At 66.7% G+C, this 17425-nt stretch carries 17 protein-coding genes; 14 read left to right on the top strand and 3 right to left on the bottom strand.

Annotated elements, in window-relative coordinates:
* Window positions 1-209: 209 nt before the first annotated feature.
* The 7 genes from rpsB (at window position 210) to gdhA (ending at window position 6840) form a co-directional block, all read left to right on the top strand.
* Window positions 210-1082, top strand: coding sequence for a 30S ribosomal protein S2 (gene rpsB, locus P0D62_RS00240; protein WP_275700606.1), 873 nt, complete (start codon window positions 210-212; stop codon window positions 1080-1082).
* Between the two features lie 33 nt (window positions 1083-1115).
* Window positions 1116-1928: a translation elongation factor Ts gene (tsf, locus tag P0D62_RS00235; RefSeq protein ID WP_275700605.1), complete on the top strand. Its 813-nt coding sequence runs from the start codon at window positions 1116-1118 to the stop codon at window positions 1926-1928.
* 86 nt (window positions 1929-2014) lie between these two features.
* The gene (gene pyrH, locus P0D62_RS00230; RefSeq protein WP_275700604.1) at window positions 2015-2728 is read left to right on the top strand and encodes a UMP kinase; all 714 of its coding nucleotides are present in this window, start codon (window positions 2015-2017) and stop codon (window positions 2726-2728) included.
* Between the two features lie 29 nt (window positions 2729-2757).
* Complete coding sequence (frr, locus tag P0D62_RS00225; RefSeq protein WP_406708199.1) at window positions 2758-3315, top strand: ribosome recycling factor; 558 nt, start codon at window positions 2758-2760, stop codon at window positions 3313-3315.
* Window positions 3315-4175, top strand: coding sequence for a phosphatidate cytidylyltransferase (locus tag P0D62_RS00220; protein WP_275700603.1), 861 nt, complete (start codon window positions 3315-3317; stop codon window positions 4173-4175). The genes frr and P0D62_RS00220 overlap by 1 nt, the downstream gene beginning before the upstream one ends.
* 7 nt (window positions 4176-4182) lie before the next feature.
* Complete coding sequence (gene rlmN / locus P0D62_RS00215; protein WP_275700602.1) at window positions 4183-5307, top strand: 23S rRNA (adenine(2503)-C(2))-methyltransferase RlmN; 1125 nt, start codon at window positions 4183-4185, stop codon at window positions 5305-5307.
* Between the two features lie 192 nt (window positions 5308-5499).
* Window positions 5500-6840, top strand: a complete 1341-nt coding sequence (gene gdhA, locus P0D62_RS00210) for an NADP-specific glutamate dehydrogenase (protein WP_275700601.1) — start codon at window positions 5500-5502, stop codon at window positions 6838-6840.
* A gap of 156 nt (window positions 6841-6996) precedes the next feature.
* On the opposite strand, the gene P0D62_RS00205 is transcribed toward gdhA, so the two are convergent.
* Window positions 6997-7701 (bottom strand): phosphotransferase, encoded by a 705-nt coding sequence (locus tag P0D62_RS00205; RefSeq protein WP_275700600.1) that lies wholly within the window; start codon window positions 7699-7701, stop codon window positions 6997-6999.
* Between the two features lie 43 nt (window positions 7702-7744).
* On the opposite strand from P0D62_RS00205, the gene dxr reads away from it, so the two are divergent.
* The 6 genes from dxr to P0D62_RS00175 all read left to right on the top strand — a co-directional run bounded on the left by dxr (window position 7745) and on the right by P0D62_RS00175 (window position 14135).
* On the top strand, window positions 7745-8929 hold the full coding sequence (gene dxr / locus P0D62_RS00200; RefSeq protein ID WP_275700599.1) for a 1-deoxy-D-xylulose-5-phosphate reductoisomerase: 1185 nt from the start codon (window positions 7745-7747) through the stop codon (window positions 8927-8929).
* Entirely contained in the window at window positions 8926-10212 is a 1287-nt protein-coding gene (locus tag P0D62_RS00195) for a M50 family metallopeptidase (protein WP_275700598.1), read from the top strand. The genes dxr and P0D62_RS00195 overlap by 4 nt, the downstream gene beginning before the upstream one ends.
* A 23-nt stretch (window positions 10213-10235) precedes the next feature.
* Window positions 10236-11378, top strand: a complete 1143-nt coding sequence (gene ispG / locus P0D62_RS00190; protein WP_275700597.1) for a flavodoxin-dependent (E)-4-hydroxy-3-methylbut-2-enyl-diphosphate synthase — start codon at window positions 10236-10238, stop codon at window positions 11376-11378.
* A gap of 56 nt (window positions 11379-11434) precedes the next feature.
* A complete protein-coding gene (locus P0D62_RS00185; RefSeq protein ID WP_275700596.1) occupies window positions 11435-12268 on the top strand; it encodes a GNAT family N-acetyltransferase in 834 nt (277 codons plus the stop codon).
* Between the two features lie 76 nt (window positions 12269-12344).
* Window positions 12345-13670 (top strand): MFS transporter, encoded by a 1326-nt coding sequence (locus tag P0D62_RS00180; RefSeq protein ID WP_275700595.1) that lies wholly within the window; start codon window positions 12345-12347, stop codon window positions 13668-13670.
* Window positions 13671-13748: 78 nt separating this feature from the next.
* Entirely contained in the window at window positions 13749-14135 is a 387-nt protein-coding gene (locus P0D62_RS00175) for a hypothetical protein (RefSeq protein ID WP_275700594.1), read from the top strand.
* Window positions 14136-14157: 22 nt separating this feature from the next.
* On the opposite strand, the gene P0D62_RS19130 is transcribed toward P0D62_RS00175, so the two are convergent.
* Entirely contained in the window at window positions 14158-14439 is a 282-nt protein-coding gene (locus P0D62_RS19130) for a DUF4276 family protein (RefSeq protein WP_406708198.1), read from the bottom strand.
* Complete coding sequence (locus tag P0D62_RS00170; RefSeq protein WP_275700593.1) at window positions 14363-15604, bottom strand: AAA family ATPase; 1242 nt, start codon at window positions 15602-15604, stop codon at window positions 14363-14365. The genes P0D62_RS19130 and P0D62_RS00170 overlap by 77 nt, the downstream gene beginning before the upstream one ends.
* Before the next feature lie 48 nt (window positions 15605-15652).
* Here P0D62_RS00170 and P0D62_RS00165 point away from each other — a divergent pair, with 48 nt between their 5' ends.
* Entirely contained in the window at window positions 15653-17410 is a 1758-nt protein-coding gene (locus P0D62_RS00165; RefSeq protein ID WP_275700976.1) for a proline--tRNA ligase, read from the top strand.
* Window positions 17411-17425: the final 15 nt, after the last annotated feature.

Genomic DNA, 17425 nt, shown 5'->3' with positions numbered 1-17425 from the left:
TAGGATGGACCGGCAACCCACCTGGGTTGACTTCGCATGCGCAGCGCGACTTACGTCGCACGGCCGCCACGTGGTCCCGATTCGTCGGGGGTGTCGGACGGGCGCATCAGGGCTCCTGATCGAGAGGTCAAGGGGCAGAGAACCACCGTGAGGCGTCGCCTCACCCAAGCAGAGGTGGGCCCGTAGGCCTGCCGGAAAAGGATACGGCCATGGCCGTGGTAACCGCTCGCCAGTTGCTCGAGAACGGCGTTCACTTCGGGCATCAGACCCGTCGTTGGAACCCGAAGATGAAGCGTTTCATCTTCACCGAACGCAACGGCATCTACATCATCGACCTGCAGCTGTCGCTCACCTACATCGACAAGGCGTACAAGTTCGTCAAGTCGACCGTCGCCCGCGGCGGCCAGGTGCTGTTCGTCGGCACCAAGAAGCAGGCCCAGGAGGCCATTCAGGAGCAGGCCACCCGCGTCGGCATGCCCTACGTCAACCAGCGTTGGCTGGGCGGCATGCTCACCAACCTGCAGACCGTGAGCCAGCGCGTCTCGCGCCTCAAGGAGCTCGAGGGCCGCGACTTCACCGATGTCGCCGGCAGCGGCCTCACCAAGAAGGAACTGCTCCAGCTCGAGCGCGAGAAGAACAAGCTGAGCAAGACCCTCGGTGGCATCCGCGACATGGCCAAGACCCCGCAGGCCGTGTGGATCGTCGACACCAAGAAGGAGCGCCTCGCCGTTGACGAGGCCCGCAAGCTGAACATCCCGATCGTCGGCATCCTCGACACCAACTGCGATCCCGACGAGGTCGACTTCGCGGTTCCCGGTAACGACGACGCGATCCGCTCGGTGGCGCTGCTCACCCGCATCATCGCCGACGCCGTCGCCGAGGGCCTGATCGAGCGTTCCTCCGGCCGCAGCGCCGAGGAGACCCCGGCCGAGCCCATGCCCGACTGGGAGCGCGAGCTGCTGGGTGCCGACGAGGCCCCCGTCGCCGAGGTCGCCCCGGAGGCGCCCGCCGCTGAGGCTCCTGCCGAGGAAGCCGCTCCGGCCGAGGAAGCCGTCGAGGCTCCCGCCACCGAAACCAACTGATCACCCCTCCTGGAACGGAAGTAAAGAAGCACTATGGCAATCACTGCCGCTGATGTGAAGAAGCTCCGCGACGCCACCGGCGCGGGCATGATGGACGCCAAGCGGGCCCTCACCGAGGCCGACGGCGACTTCGACAAGGCCGTGGAAGGCCTGCGGATCTCCGGCCTGGCCAAGGCCGCCAAGCGTGCCGACCGCGAGGCCACCAATGGCATCGTCGCGGGCCGCGACGGCGTGCTGATCCAGTTCGCCGCCGAGACCGACTTCGTCGCCAAGAACGCCGAGTTCGTCGGCCTGGCCGAGCAGATCGTCGACGCCGTCACCGCCTCCGGTGCCAAGGATCTGGCTGCCGCCAATGCGGCCACCCTGGCCGGCGGCGCTGTGGTCGAGGAGGCCGTCAAGGAGCTGGGCGCCAAGATCGGCGAGAACATCTCGCTGGTCAACGTCGCCAACTACGACGGCGCCACGCACCTCTACCTGCACCGTCGCGCCGCCGACCTTCCGCCCCAGGTGGGCGTGCTCGTCGAGCTCGAGGGTGGCAACGAGGAGCTGGCTCACCAGGTGGCCATGCAGATCGCTGCCATGTCTCCCGCCTACGTGTCCCGTGACGACGTGCCGGCCGACATCGTCGAGAACGAGCGTCGCATCGCCGAGGCCACTGCTCGCGAAGAGGGCAAGCCCGAGGGTGCGCTGCCGCGCATCATCGAGGGTCGCGTGACCGGCTACTTCAAGGACGTCGCCCTGCTCGACCAGGCGGCCGTCTGGGAGGACAAGAAGTCGGTGGGCGCCGTGCTCGACGCCAACAACACAAAGGTGGTGCGCTTCGCGCGCTTCGCCGTCGGCGCCTGATCTCGGATAAGCGCTGAACAAACGCAGTAAAGTAACGTGCGCCGCGATGGATACATCGCGGCGCACGAACATATGAGGGGAAGTCCATGAGTAAGCCTTACAAGCGCGTTCTGCTCAAGCTGTCCGGCGAAGTCTTCGGCGGTGGCAAGCTCGGCGTGGATCCCGTCGTGGTGTCGGCGATCTCCAAGGAGATCGCGCAGGTCGTTCAGGGTGGCACGCAGGTGGCGATCGTCGTGGGCGGCGGCAACTTCTTCCGCGGCGCCGAGCTCTCGCAGAGCGGCATGGCGCGCGACCGGGCCGACTACATGGGCATGCTCGGCACCGTCATGAACTGCCTCGCACTGCAGGACTTCTGCGAGAAGGAAGGTGTCGTCACCCGAGTGCAGTCGGCGATCACGATGAGCCAGGTGGCCGAGCCCTACATTCCCCGCAAGGCCGAGCGCCATCTCGACAAGGGGCGCGTGGTGATCTTCGGCGCCGGCTCGGGCATGCCGTACTTCTCCACCGACACGGTCGCCGCCCAGCGGGCCCTGGAGATCGGCGCCGACGCGCTGCTGATGGGCAAGCAGGGCGTGGACGGCGTCTACAACGCCGACCCCCGCGTCGACCCGGACGCGAAGATGTACCGCCACCTCACCTACGACCAGTTCCTGGCCGAGGATCTCAAGGTCGCCGACGCCACCGCGATCGCCCTGGCGCGCGACAACAACCTCAACATCGTGTTCTTCAACCTCTCCGTGGATGGCAACATCGCCCGCATCGTCGGCGGCGATGACATCGGAACCCTCGTCACTCGATAACACTCAACAGCAAGGAAGGAGCGATCGCCATGATCGCCGATACCCAGAACGACGCCGAGTTCAAGATGGAGATGGCGGTGGAGCACGCGCGGGAAGACTTCGCGAGCATCCGCACGGGCCGAGCCCACCCCGCGATGTTCAACAAGTTGCTGGTGGACTACTACGGCGCGCCCACCCCGCTGCAGCAGCTCGCCACCTTCACCTCCACCGATCCGCGCTCGCTGCAGATCACCCCCTTCGATCGCAGCGCGATGGGTGGCATCGAGAAGGCCATCCGCGACTCCGACCTGGGCGTCAACCCCAGCAACGACGGCAACTCCGTGCGCATCGTGATGCCTCAGCTCACCGAGGAGCGTCGCAAGGAGTACATCAAGCTGGCGCGTCACAAGGCCGAGGACCACAGGGTCGCCGTGCGCAACACCCGTCGTCACTCGATGGATGCGCTGAAGAAGGCCGAGAAGGAGGGCGAGATCAGCGAGGACGAGCTGAAGCGCGCCGAGAAGGCCCTCGACGCCACCACGAAGAAGTTCGTGGAGAAGATCGACGAGCTGCTCAAGAACAAGGAAGCGGAGCTCAGCGAAGTCTGATGCTGCCCCCGTATGAGCTGAAGCCGACCCCGAAGGCCGGGCGCAACCTGCCCGCCGCCATCGGGGTCGGCGTCGCCCTGTTCGGCTTGGTTGCGGTCGGCCTGCTGTGGGTGCCGTGGCTGTTCATCGCCATCGCGGCCTTCGCGCTCTGCATGGGGGTCGTCGAGGTGGGGGGCGCGCTGCGCCTCAAGGGCCTCAAGCCGGAGGTGGTGCCGGTGGCGATCGGCACCGTGCTCAGCGTGCTCCTGGGCTACGCGGCTTCGGTCTGGCCGATGCGTTTCTCGCCCGAGGGCATCGTGGTCATCGTGCTGGGAGCGACGATGCTCGCCGTGCTGACCACCCGGGTGTTTCGGGGGCAAGAGGGCTTCATCGCCGACCTCGCGGCCAGCGCACTCCTGATCGCCTATCTTCCGCTGCTCGGCGGCTTCATCTCGCTCACCATGGCCGCCACCGACGGCGCCCTGCGGATGTGGCTGATCCTGATCTGCAGCATCGCCTCCGACGTGGGTGCCTACACCGTCGGGGTGCTGATCGGAAAGCACAAGATGGCGCCGTCGATCAGCCCGGGCAAGACCTGGGAGGGTTTCGCCGGCGGCCTGATCTTCGCCGTCGGATTCGGCATCCTCGGCAGCATCTATCTTCTCGGCGCCCCGTGGTGGGTGGGCATCCCGCTCGGGCTGCTGGTGTCGCTGGCCTCCGTCGTCGGCGACCTGGTGGAGTCGCTGATCAAGCGCGACGCCGGCCTCAAGGACATGTCCAATCTGCTGCCCGGACATGGCGGCTGGATGGACCGCCTGGACGCGCTGATCCTGGCCGTGCCCACCGGCTGGCTGGTCCTCTTCCTCACGATCGGAGCCTGATTCCTCTATGGAACGCACCCCTCTGCCCCTCGTCTTCGACGCGCCCTCGCGCGGCAAGGCCCCCAAGCACTGGCTGGACCTCACCCAGGACGAGCGGGTCGACGCCATGCAGCGGATCGGCCTGCCCAAGTTCCGGGCCGATCAGATCAGCCGGCACGTCTTCGACCGGCTCGAGGACGACGTCACCCAGTTCACCGATGTGCCCGCGCAGCTGCGCGACGAGCTGGGGGCGCAACTGTTCCCGTCGCTGCTGGAGCAGGTCACGCGGCTGAGCTGCGACGGCGACACCACCGTCAAGACCTTGTGGAAGCTGTTCGACGGGTCGCTGGTGGAGTCGGTGCTGATGAAGTACCCCAGCCGGACGACGCTCTGCATCTCGTCGCAGGCCGGCTGCGGCATGGCATGCCCCTTCTGCGCCACGGGGCAGAACGGCCTGAAGCGCAACCTGTCGCAGGCGGAGATCTCGGCCCAGGTGCTGGCGGCCAACCAGATGCTCGCATCCGGCGTGGTGCCGGGCGCCACCGGTCGGTTGAACAACGTGGTGTTCATGGGCATGGGGGAGCCGCTGGCCAATTACAAGGCCGTGATGGGCACGGTGCGCCAGATGGTGGACCCGTCCCCGCGTGGCTTCGGCATGAGCGCGCGAGGCATCACCGTCTCGACCGTCGGCCTGGTGCCGCGGATTCAGCAGCTCACCGAAGAGGGCATTCCTCTCACCTTGGCCGTCAGTCTGCATGCCCCCGACGACGAGCTGCGCGACGAGATCGTGCCGATCAACAACCGGTGGAAGGTGGCCGAGGTGGTGGATGCCGCGTGGGAGTACGCCCGCGTCACCAAGCGCCGCGTCTCCATCGAGTACGCCATGATGCGCGACATCAACGACCAAGCCCACCGCGCCGAGCTGCTCGCCCAGGTGCTGAAGCGTCGCGGCGACTGGGGCTGGGTGCACGTCAATCTGATCCCGCTGAACCCCACGCCGGGCTCGAAGTGGACGGCGTCGCGGAAGTCGGACGAGAAGGCCTTCATCCAGACCTTGGAGCGACGCGGCGTCCCCGTCACCTTGCGCGACACCCGCGGCCGCGAGATCGACGGCGCCTGCGGCCAGCTCGCCGCCTCCGCCACAGCCGGCTGAGAGGGGCTCGTAGACCCGACTGTGACATGCGCTGCACCTGTCATGTCACAGTCACGTTACAGTTTCGGCGTCATCCTCGGCGTCATGCCTAGTCAACGCGGGAACAGGTCGTTTGTCTGGTGGACTGTCCTTGCCCTCGACACCGGACCAAGCAATAGAATCACCTCGGTTTTACAGACGTGAGGAGCCAACATGGAACAAGTCCTAGAGCCGATCTTCGACGCGGTGATCGCGCGTAACCCTGGTGAGGCGGAGTTCCACCAGGCGGTGCGTGAAGTGTTCGAGAGCCTGGGCCCGGTGGTCAAGCGCCACCCCGAGTACCTCGAGATGAAGATGCTGGAGCGCATCTGCGAGCCTGAGCGTCAGATCATCTTCCGCGTGCCGTGGATGGACGACAAGGGCGAGGTGCACATCAACCGCGGCTTCCGCGTCGAGTTCAACTCCGCGCTCGGCCCCTACAAGGGCGGCCTGCGCTTCCACCCCAGCGTCTACCTCGGCGTGATCAAGTTCCTGGGCTTCGAGCAGATCTTCAAGAACTCGCTCACCGGCCTGCCCATCGGCGGCGGCAAGGGCGGCTCCGACTTCGACCCGCGCGGCAAGTCCGACGCCGAAGTGATGCGGTTCTGCCAGTCGTTCATGACCGAGCTGTACCGCCACCTGGGTGAGTACACCGACGTGCCCGCCGGCGACATCGGCGTGGGCGGCCGCGAGATCGGCTTCATGTTCGGCCAGTACAAGCGCATCACCAACCGTTACGAGTCCGGCGTGCTCACCGGTAAGGGCATCGGCTGGGGCGGCTCGCTCGTGCGCACCGAGGCCACCGGCTACGGCACCGTCGTGTTCGCCAACGAGATGCTGAAGACCCGCGGCGAGTCCTTCGACGGCAAGCGCGTGATGGTCTCCGGTTCCGGCAACGTCGCGATCTACGCCGCCGAGAAGGCCGCGCAGCTCGGCGCCAGCGTGATCGGCTTCTCCGACTCGTCCGGCTACGTCGTCGACGAGGGCGGCATCGACCTCGACCTGCTGAAGCAGATCAAGGAAGTGGAGCGCGGACGCGTCTCCGACTACGTCGATCGTCGTTCTTCTGCCGTGCTCGGCAAGGAGGGCACCAGCATCTGGGACGTGCCCGTCGACGTCGCTCTGCCCTGCGCCACGCAGAACGAGCTGAACGGCGACCAGGCCGCCAGCCTGGTCAAGAACGGCGTGAAGGTGGTCGCGGAGGGCGCGAACATGCCCACCACTCCTGAAGGCATTCAGATCTTCCAGTCCGCGGGCGTGCTCTACGGTCCCGGCAAGGCGGCCAACGCCGGCGGCGTGGCCACCTCGGCGCTGGAGATGCAGCAGAACGCGTCGCGTGATTCGTGGACCTTCGAATACACCGAAGAGCGCCTGACCAACATCATGAAGGCCATTCACGAGAACTGCGCGGAGACCGCGGAGAGCTACGGCGCTCCCGGCGACTACGTGGTCGGCGCCAACATCGCCGGCTTCGAGAAGGTGGCCAGCGCGATCCAGGCCTTCGGTCTGGTCTGAGCCTGACACAGCTACGTGGGCCCGAGCGGAAACGCTCGGGCCCACGTTTGTCTCCGAGAAGCCCCATGGGCCATTCGATGCCGTGGATAGCGCTGGTTATTTGGCGTGGCGTGTGCAGTAGGTACACGCCGCGCCAGATAGCCAGTTTTGTTCGGCTCATTCCGTTTCGGGTGCGCTCCAGAGGTTGCGGTAGTGGGTGATCCGGTCGGCGTCAGGGGCGATGCCGTAGCCGTCGAAGAAGGGCTGTTCGTAGCCAGGGCCGAAGTTCCAGTCCAGCGACCAGGAGGCGATGGCCAGATCGGCCCAGCGGTCGGCGACGCCGAGGTCGCCCAGGTCGACGTGGCCAAGGAAGGCACCATCGTCCGCGAGCAGCGTGTTGGGCGCGCAGGGGTCGCCGTGGGCGACCACCAGCAGGTCCACGTCGTCCTGGAAGCCGATCCATTCGGGCGTCTCGAAAAGGCACGCGGTCGGGTCGAGGGTATGGAGAAGGGCGAGCCCCTCGCCGATCGCGAAGGCCGCTCGAGCGGGATCCGTCTTCCACCGAGACGACACCGCGTTCTCGCCGGGAAGTTCCGCGCTCACCAGCAGCCAGCCGTCGTCGACCTCCTCGAAGTCGACCATGCGCGGGGCCGGATGCCGGCCGCTCAGCCAGGACAACCGTTCGGCCTCGGGCAACAGATCGAAGGGGCTCCACTTGGCGTACAGCGCCGGGGCATCCCCGGAACCGGCGAGGCGCGCGGTGATGCCGCCGAGCCCGTTGCGCCACACCAGCTTCTCGACCACCCTGGCGTGTTCCGCCGCCCACCGGGTGATCGCGAAGGGGACGGGAGTTCCGACTGGGGGAGCACCGGCGAGCGACATGTGTTCGATCCTTCCATATGCCGAGCACGACTAGACTCGCCTGGTGCGCACCATCGTCCTGCTCGGGAGCACAGGCTCCATCGGCACCCAGACCCTCGACGTGATCTCCACGCGAAGCGACCAGTTTCAGGTTGCAGGGCTGTCTGCCTCCGGAGGCAATCTCGAGCTGCTGGCCGACCAGATCGCCGAGTTCCGGCCCGCCGTCGTGGGCCTGGCTCAGGCGTCGAAGGCCGACGACCTGGCGCGTCTGCTCGAGGAACGCGGCCTGGTGGAGGCCGATCAGCCGGCCTTCCTGCTCGGCCCCGATGCGTCAGAAGAGTTGGCGGCAAAGCCGTGTGACGTGGTGGTCAACGCCATCACCGGCGCCGCTGGACTAAAGCCCACCCTCGCCACGCTGCGCGCCGGCACCACCTTGGCGCTGGCCAACAAGGAGTCGCTCGTGATCGGCGGGCGTCTGGTCACCCAGGCGGCCGAGCCGGGCCAGATCGTCGCCGTCGACTCGGAGCATTCTGCCTTCGCCCAAGCCCTGCGCGGCGGACGCTCCGACGAGGTGCGCCGGCTCATCCTCACGGCATCCGGCGGTCCGTTCAGGGGTCGCACCAAGGCCGACCTCGCCGACGTGACGCCGCAGCAGGCGATGGCGCATCCCACCTGGGACATGGGGCGCGTGATCACTATCAACTCGTCGACCCTCGTCAACAAGGGTTTGGAACTGCTCGAGGCTGGTTTGCTCTACGACGTCGACCTGGACGACATCGTCGTGACGGTGCATCCGCAGTCGATCGTGCACTCCATGGTGGAGTTCCACGACGGTTCCACCATCGCCCAGGCCTCGCCGCCCGACATGAGGCTGCCGATCGGCATCGCGCTCACCTGGCCGGAGCGGTTGGCCGACGCCGCGTCGCCGTGCGACTGGATGACCGCCGCCACCTGGACCTTCGAACCCCTCGACTCCGCGACCTTCCCGGCCGTCGAGCTGGCTCGGCGCGCGGGCAAGGCCGGCGGCACCGCCCCGGCCGTCTACAACGCCGCCAACGAGGCCTGCGTCGATGCTTTCTGCGACGGCCGACTGAGCTTCCTCGGGATCACCGAGACCATCGAGGCCTGCCTCGACGAGCACCTCGCCGGCGGGCACGTCGCCGACGGCGAACTGACACTCGACGCGGTGCTGGCCGCCGACGCATGGGGTCGAACCCGCGCCGCCGAGCTGACGGGAGCCGCCGCATGACGGTCGTCGCCATGATCGGCTTCGCGCTGCTGTTCCTTGCCCTCGTGATGGCCTCCATCGCGCTGCACGAGGTGGGGCACATGGTGCCCGCCAAGCTGTTCGGGGTGAAGGTCACCGAGTACTTCGTCGGCTTCGGCAAGCGCCTGTGGACCTTCCGTCGCGGCGAGACCGAATACGGCATCAAGCTGCTGCCGCTGGGCGGTTACGTGCGTCTGGTCGGCATGTATCCGCCGGCCAAAGCGACGGGCACCCCGCCGGGATGGCTCACCCGGGTGGCCGACAACGCGCGCTCCTACGAATACGAGACCATCACCGAGGCGGATCGCGGCCGGCTGTTCTACGAGAAGAAGACCTGGCAGAAGATCATCATCATGGCCGGCGGCCCTGCCATGAACATCATCTTGGCCTTCCTGATCTTCCTCGGTCTCAACGTCTTCCATGGCACCTATCAGCCCACCCTCACGGTCGCCACGGTGAGCGACTGCATCATCGCGGCCGACCGTGAAGACCCCACCTGCCGCGCGGAAGATCCGGTGACGCCCGCCCTCAAGATGGGCATCGAGGTGGGCGATGTGCTCGTCAGCTTCAACGGAACCACGCTCTCCAGCTGGGAGCAGATGGGCGACTTGATCCGCGAGAACCGCGATCAGCCGGCCGTGGTGGAGGTGCTGCGCGACGGCCAGACGCTCGTCCTGCCCGAGGTGCCGACGGCCCTCAACCACGTCGCCGACCGGCTGGATCCGTCGAAGACCGTCGAGGCCGGTTTCCTCGGTGTCGCGCCGACGCAGGAGCACGTCTACGGGGGCGCGGCCGCCACCGCCAAGCAGATGTGGACGATGACCAAGCAATCGGTGGTGGCGCTGTCGACCATCCCGGTGCGGATCTATCACACGGGCGCGGACCTGGTGATGGGCAAGCCCCGCGATCCGAACGGCCCCATCTCCATCGTCGGTGCCTCCATGGTGGCGGGGGAGATCGGCGTCACCGACAAGCTCGACACCGCGTCGCGTGTGGCCAGCTGGTTCTCGCTGCTGGGCTCGGTCAATTTGTTCGTCGCGCTGCTCAATCTGGTGCCGCTGGTGCCCTTCGACGGCGGCCACATCGCCGGGGCGATCTATGAGTGGCTGAAACGCGGTGTGGCGCGCCTGAGGGGCAAGCCCGATCCTGGCCACGTCGACACGGCTAAAATGCTTCCCGTGGTCTATGTCGTCGGCGGTTTCCTGCTGCTCGGCGGCGTGGTGCTGATCGCCGCTGACATCCTCAGCCCGATCCGGCTGTTCTGACGAAGAGGAATGGAAGAGAAAACATGAGCGTCAACCTCGGCATGCCAGCTGCTCCCGCCCCCGTGCTGGCCCCGCGCCGCAAGACGCGCCAGATCAAGGTCGGCAAGGTGCTGGTGGGAGGAGATGCCCCCATCAGCGTGCAGTCGATGACCACCACGAAGACCACCGACATCAACGGCACCCTCCAGCAGATCGCCGAGCTGACCGCCACCGGCTGCGACATCGTGCGCGTCGCGGTGCCCAGCCAGGACGACGCCGAGGCGCTGCCGATCATCGCCATGAAGTCGAAGATCCCGGTGATCGCCGACATCCACTTCCAGCCGCGCTACGTGTTCGCCGCCATCGACGCCGGCTGCGCGGCCGTGCGCGTCAACCCCGGCAACATCAAGCAGTTCGACGACAAGGTCAAAGAGATCGCCAAGGCCGCCGCGGATGCGGGCGTGAGCCTGCGGATCGGCGTCAATGCCGGATCCCTCGACAAGCGACTGCTCGCCAAGTACGGCGCTCCGACGCCGGAGGCGCTGGTCGAGTCGGCGCTGTGGGAGGCCTCCTTGTTCGAGGAGGTCGGCTTCTACGACTTCAAGATCTCCGTCAAGCACAACGACCCCGTCGTGATGGTGCGCGCCTACGAGCTGCTCAGCGAGAAGTGCGACTACCCGCTGCACTTGGGCGTCACGGAGGCCGGTCCGGCATTCCAGGGCACCATCAAGTCGTCCGTCGCGTTCGGTTCGCTGCTCAGCCGCGGCATCGGCGACACCATCCGCGTCTCCCTGTCGGCCCCGCCGGCTGAGGAGGTCAAGGTGGGCCTCAAGATCCTCGAGTCGCTGAACCTGCGCCCGCGCAAGCTCGACATCGTCAGCTGCCCGTCTTGCGGTCGCGCCCAGGTCGACGTCTACACGCTCGCCGAGCAGGTCACCAAGGGCCTCGAGGGCATGCAGGCACCGCTACGCGTCGCCGTGATGGGCTGCGTCGTCAACGGTCCCGGCGAGGCCCGCGAGGCCGATCTTGGCGTGGCGTCCGGCAACGGCAAGGGCCAGATCTTCGTCAAGGGCGAGGTGATCAAGACGGTTCCTGAGGCGGACATCGTCGAGACCCTGCTGGTCGAAGCACGTCGCATCGCGGCGGAGATGGGCGAGGTCGGCGCGCCCGAGGTCACCGTCTCCTGACCGGGCTGCGCGCCAACGCCCGCGGCCGAGGCCTTCGACCCCCTAAGGTTGCCTCCATGTCCGGCAGATTGCGCACCCTCGGTGCAGGTGACCAGCATCTGGCGCTGCGCTTCCTCGAGACGTCGCCGGTGGAGAACCTCTTCCTGAGCGCAAAGGTCGGCCAGTGGGGGCTCGATCGGCGCCGGCTGGGCTTGCTGCACGCGTTCGAGCGCGACGGTGAGATCACCGCGCTGCTGCTCGACGGAGGCACGGTCTTCGCGACGGGCATCGATCCCGAGGCCATTCCGGCCTTCGTGGACAAGCTGGGCTCGCGTCGCCGCGCCACCTCCATCCTCGGCCCGAGTTTCGCCGCCCTCGGCATCTTCGTCGGGCTCGAGCAGCGCTTCCCGATGACGTGGGGGCGGACCTCCAACATCAGGCGCCGGCAGCCGTTGATGGTGCTCGACGAACCGCCGGCCTGCGCCGCCGACCCGCGCGTCGTCCAGCTCACCTTCGAGCACTACCAGAGCTACCTCGAGGCGTCGGTACACATGTACACCGAGGAGATCGGTTCCTCGCCCTACAAGTACGGGCCCGGGTATGACACCTTCGTGGCGCAGCGCATCGAGAACGGCGACGCGTACGGCATCGTCGAGGACGGCGTGGTGATCTTCAAGGCCGACCTCGGTCCCAAGCATCGCGGGCAAGTCCAGTTGCAGGGCGTGTGGGTGCATCCGAAACGACGGGGACAGGGGATCGCAGTGCCCGGCCTGGCCGGAATGCTGCGCCAGGTGATGGCGAGTTTCCCGCTGGTGTCCTTGTACGTCAACGACTTCAATGCCCCCGCGATCCGCTCCTACGAGCGGCTGGGCTTCGTCGAAATGGGGTCGCTCTCGACCATCCACTATTAGGGACTCTTACGTAATGTAGGAGACGCCCGCTAGGCTGTCGCCGTTCCGGATGGTCGATCCGAGGAAAGGACAGCGCATGTCGAGCGACACCTCACCCCCGAACGAGAAGGTGGCGGCAGCCGTCACCAACAGGCGCGTGCTGATCGGCTCGCTGTCCGGCAGCGCCATCGAGTGGTACGACTTCCTGCTCTATGCCAGCGTCGCGCCCATCATCTTCAACAAGCAGTTCTTCGGCGTCGACGACCCATTCCTGGCGCTGATGCTCGCCTATTTCGGCAACCTGCTGACCTTCGTGGTGCGCCCCTTCGGCGGTGCCTTCTTCGCCCACATCGGCGACCGCGTCGGCCGGAAGGTCACGCTGGTGGCGACGCTCACCATCATGGGTCTCGGCACGGTGGCCATCGGCCTGTTGCCCACCTACGCCCAGATCGGCATGGCGGCGCCCATCCTGCTCTACACCTTCCGCGTCCTTCAGGGCCTGGCGATCGGCGGCGAGTGGGGCGGCGCGCTGCTGCTGGCCTATGAATACGCACCCAAGCACCGGCGCGGCTTCTTCGGCTCGATACCGCAGATCGGCGTCACCGTCGGCCTGCTGCTGGGCAACGGCGCGGTGCTGCTGGCCAACCTGCTGCCCAATGAGCAGTTCGAGTCGTGGGGGTGGCGCATCCCGTTCGTCGCGTCGATCGTGCTGGTGTTCATCGGCTTGTGGATCCGCAAGGGCCTCGACGAGACCCCGTCCTTCAAGGCGATGAAGAAGAAGGACAAGGTGGCCAAGATCCCGCTGGTCACCGCGTTCACCAAGCACTGGCGCGCCGTGCTCGTCGCGGTGGGCACCAAGGCCGCCGAGACCGCACCGTTCTACATCTTCGTGACCTTCATCATCGCCTACGCCACGGGCGAGCCGCTGAACTACGACCGCGCCGACGCGCTGAGTGCCGTGCTGTGGGGCGCCCTGGTGGCCAGCATCCTGGTGCCACTGTTCGGCAAGTGGTCGGACACCACAGGGCGCCGTCCGATGTACATGATCGGCGTCGCGGTACTGGGCGTGATCGGCTTCGTCTACTTCATGCTGGTCGAGACGGGCTCGGTGCCGCTGCTGATCGTGGCCTCGATCCTGGGCCTCGGCATCGCCTGGGCTCCGGTCACCGCGACGCTCGGCACCATGATGTCGGAGACCTTCAGCGCCGAGGTGCGCTACACCGGCGTGACGCTCGGCTACCAGATCGGCTCGGCGCTGTTCTCGGGCACCGCCCCGATGATCGCCGTCGCTCTAGTGGCGGCCTATGACGGCAGCTGGGTGCCGGTCGCGATCTACATGGCCGCCATCTGCGCGATCTCCTTCGTCGCGGCGTACTTCGCCAAGTACATCGCCATCGCCGAGGACCATGCCGACGAAGCCTAGGTGGGTCGACTCCGGCGAGATCCTGCGCAGGGTCTCGCCGGAGGGCGCCCGGCGGCCGGCGCAGGTCAGCTGCTGATCATGCCGTCCGCGGTGGCCGACAGCGACGTGATCCTCTGCTGCACCTCGGCCGCCGAACCCTTGTTCGATGGCTCGCTGGTGCGCGACGGCGCCTGTGTTGTGGCGATCGGCTCGCACGAGCCCGACCGACGCGAACTCGATAGCGCGCTGATGGGGCGCTCGCGGGTCGTCGTCGAAGACGTGGCCACGGCGCTGCGCGAGGCTGGCGACGTGATGATGGCTATCAAGGAGGGGGCTCTCTCGACGTCCGATCTCGTGGCCATCCGTCAGGTGGTTCGTGGCGACGTGCAGCGCGCCGCCGACCGGCCGAACGTCTTCAAGACGGTGGGCATGTCCTGGCAGGATCTGGTGATCGCCAAGGCTGCCGCCGAGGGGCAGTACCCGTGATCGGCGCGCCAGGCTACCTCGGTTACGGGGTTCTGGGATCGGGCGACAGCAGCTGATTCCACCACTTCTCGAAGGTGGGGCATTGTCTGGCGATGTCGCCCCACAAGGGCTGAGATAGCAGTACGGGGCCATAGAGTGCCTTCTGATACTCCGGCCACCATGTGATGAGCCGTTTAGACGGCGCAGTAGTGGAACCACCGTTGACCAACTCGACGTCTCCGCCAGTTTTACTGATGGCGGTTCGGGCCTCTTTCACCACATAGCTCTCTGCGTACGTTTGACCAGTGGCGATCGCGGCGATCACCAAGGTCTCCAACTCGTGCAGGACAGGGCCTGCCAAGACTCGTCCCGGTGTGGAGGATGTTCATCTGCCACAGATCGGAGAGCGAGTACTCGTCGACGAACGCCTCCAAGGCCGCCGGGTCAGGGCGGCTCACCGTGGTGGCCCCATCCTTTCTGTCCAGCAGCGCAACGCTCTCCAGCGGAAACTCATCGAGCAGGAGCGCCGATTGCGTCGCGACGATCGCTTGGCGCCCGCGTACAGTTGCCTGCCGGATGAGTGCAGCCAACTGGGTGATGGCGAACGGATGCAGGCCTAATTCGGGCTCGTCGAGCACGATCACCCGTGGTGCGTCAGGGGAAAGGAGCAGGGTCGCCAAGCAGGCGAACCGCAGGGTTCCGTCGCTCAGCTCACTCGCGCTGAAGACACGATCGCTGATCCCTCGTTGTCGCCATCTCAGTCGGATCTGTTCTGAGGAGTTCGGCTTTAGGACGAAGTCATCGAAGAAGGGAGCGACATTCCGGATGACGGTGACGATTCTCTGATACGCCCCGGGGTGCTCGGACTTAAGCCGCAAGAGATAGGGGGCGAGGTTGCCGGCATCGGCGTGGAGGATGACGTCATCGTCGACGGAATGCCACTTCTTGGTTGGCGCGGTCGCGCCGACATCGTCGAAGTGATAGACGCGTATGCCATCAAGCAGAGGACGAACGGTGCCGAGGAAATGCTCCAGCCGTTCATTGGATTGCGTTATGGATAGAACCGACTCCCTGGACCTTCCGAAGGTCTCGCCAGAGGGCCCCTTTGGAGGCTTGACAGCGCTGCGGGGAAAGACCGTCTCCCGCAGAACGGGTGCATCATCGACGGTGCTCTCCAACTCGGCACGGTATCCGTTGTAGACACCATCTGCGTCCTGGTCGCTCCAGACGATGAGTGAGATGCGCTCGGCGTCGTCTGCTGGTTTCGGGGCGACGTGCAGGTGTCGGCCGAACCCCCCGCGCTGAAGCAGCGTGTCTTGGAGTTGGCCGTCGAGGATTCGACTGAGAAGCTCCAGGGCGGTGACGAGGTTCGACTTGCCCGAGCCATTGGCGCCAATGAGGACAGTGACATCGGTGGCCAATTCAAGCTCGACATCACGAAGGGAGGTGAGTCCCGAGAAGTGCAGTCGGCCAAGCCGCGGTGGTGTCATACGTGCCAGCCTAGTCTCAGCCGATAGTGTATGGCTGTGATTGCCAAGCTGTCGTCTCTCTTCGTCCGCACCCTTCGTGAGGATCCCGCCGACGCCGAAGTGCCGAGCCACCGCTGGCTCGTGCGCGCCGGCTACATCCGTCGCGCCGCCCCCGGCGTCTACACCTGGCTGCCGCTGGGTTTGAGGGTGCTGCGCAAGGTCGAGGCGATCGTGCGCGAGGAGATGGAGGCCATCGGCGCCCAGGAGCTGAGCTTCCCCGCCCTGCTTCCGCGTGAACCCTATGAGCTCACCAACCGCTGGACCGAGTACGGCGACAACCTGTTCCGGCTCAAGGACCGCAAGGGCGCTGACATGCTGCTCGGCCCCACGCACGAGGAGATGTTCACCCTGCAGGTGAAGGATCTGTACTCGTCGTACAAGGATCTGCCGCTGTCGCTCTACCAGGTGCAGACCAAGTACCGCGACGAGGCGCGGCCTCGCGCGGGCCTGCTCCGCGGGCGCGAGTTCGTCATGAAGGACTCTTACTCCTTCGACATCGACGACGCGGGCCTCGAGGTGAGCTACCAGGCGCACCGCGGTGCCTACCAGCGCATCTTCGAGCGCCTCGGTCTGGAGTACGTGATCGTCTCGGCCATGGCGGGCGCGATGGGCGGGTCGAAGTCCGAGGAGTTCCTGGCCGTCGCTGCCAACGGTGAGGACACCTTCGTGCGCTCGCCCGGCGGCTACGCGGCCAACGTCGAGGCCGTGCGGATCCTTGCGCCGGAGCCGCTGCCGATCGACGATGCGCCCGCGATGGCCTTGGTGGACACCCCGGATGCCGGCACCATCGACGCGGTCGTGGAGATCCTCAACCGCGACCTGCCGCGCGAGAACGCCTGGACCGGTGCCGACACGCTGAAGAACCTGATCCTGAAGGTCACCGAGCCCGGCGGCAAGACGCGCGCGCTGGCGATCGGCCTGCCGGGCGACCGCGAGGTGGACATGAAGCGCCTCGAGGCCGCGCTGGAGCCCGCCACCAGCGAGCCTTTCAAGCCGGAGGACTTCGAGCGCTACCCCGACCTGGTGGTCGGCTACATCTCGCCGGTCTCGCTCGACGGTACCCGCGTGCTGGGCGCCGAATCCCTCACGAAGATCGAGTATCTCGTCGACCCGCGCGTCGTGGACGGCACCGTCTGGGCGACAGGCGCCAACGTGGCCGACAAGCACCTGGTGGGCGTGACGGCCGGGCGCGACTTCGTCGCCGACGGCGTGATCGACGTCGCCGAGGTGCGCGAGGGCGACCCGTCGCCCGACGGCACTGGGGCGCTGACCCTCGCTCGTGGCATCGAGATGGGACACATCTTCCAGCTCGGCCGCCGCTACGCGGAGGCGCTGGGCCTGAAGGTGCTGGACCAGAACGGCAAGCTGGTCACCGTCACCATGGGCTCCTACGGAGTGGGCGTCTCGCGTGCGGTGGCGGCCGTGGCGGAGGCGACCTGCGACGACAAGGGCCTCAGCTGGCCCGCGACGCTGGCGCCGTACCAGGTGCATCTGGTGGCGACGGGCAAGGGCACCGAGTTGTTCGCTGCGGCCGAGGAGTTGGCGGAGAAGATCTCGGCCACCGGCCTGGACGTGCTCTACGACGACCGCAAGGCCAGCCCCGGCGTGAAGTTCGCCGACGCCGAGATCATGGGCATGCCGGTGATCGTCGTCGTCGGGCGCGGCCTGGCCGAGGGCAAGGTCGAGGTGCGGGTGCGCGCTACGGGTGAGAAGCGCGAGGTCGCCGTCGAGGACGCCGTTGCGGAGGTTCAGGCGCTCCTCGCCTGAGCCCTGCCTAAGGGG

Source organism: Tessaracoccus caeni (assembly GCF_029211185.1).
GTDB lineage: Bacteria > Actinomycetota > Actinomycetes > Propionibacteriales > Propionibacteriaceae > Arachnia > Arachnia caeni.
This window is presented reverse-complemented; position numbering and strand designations above follow the sequence as displayed.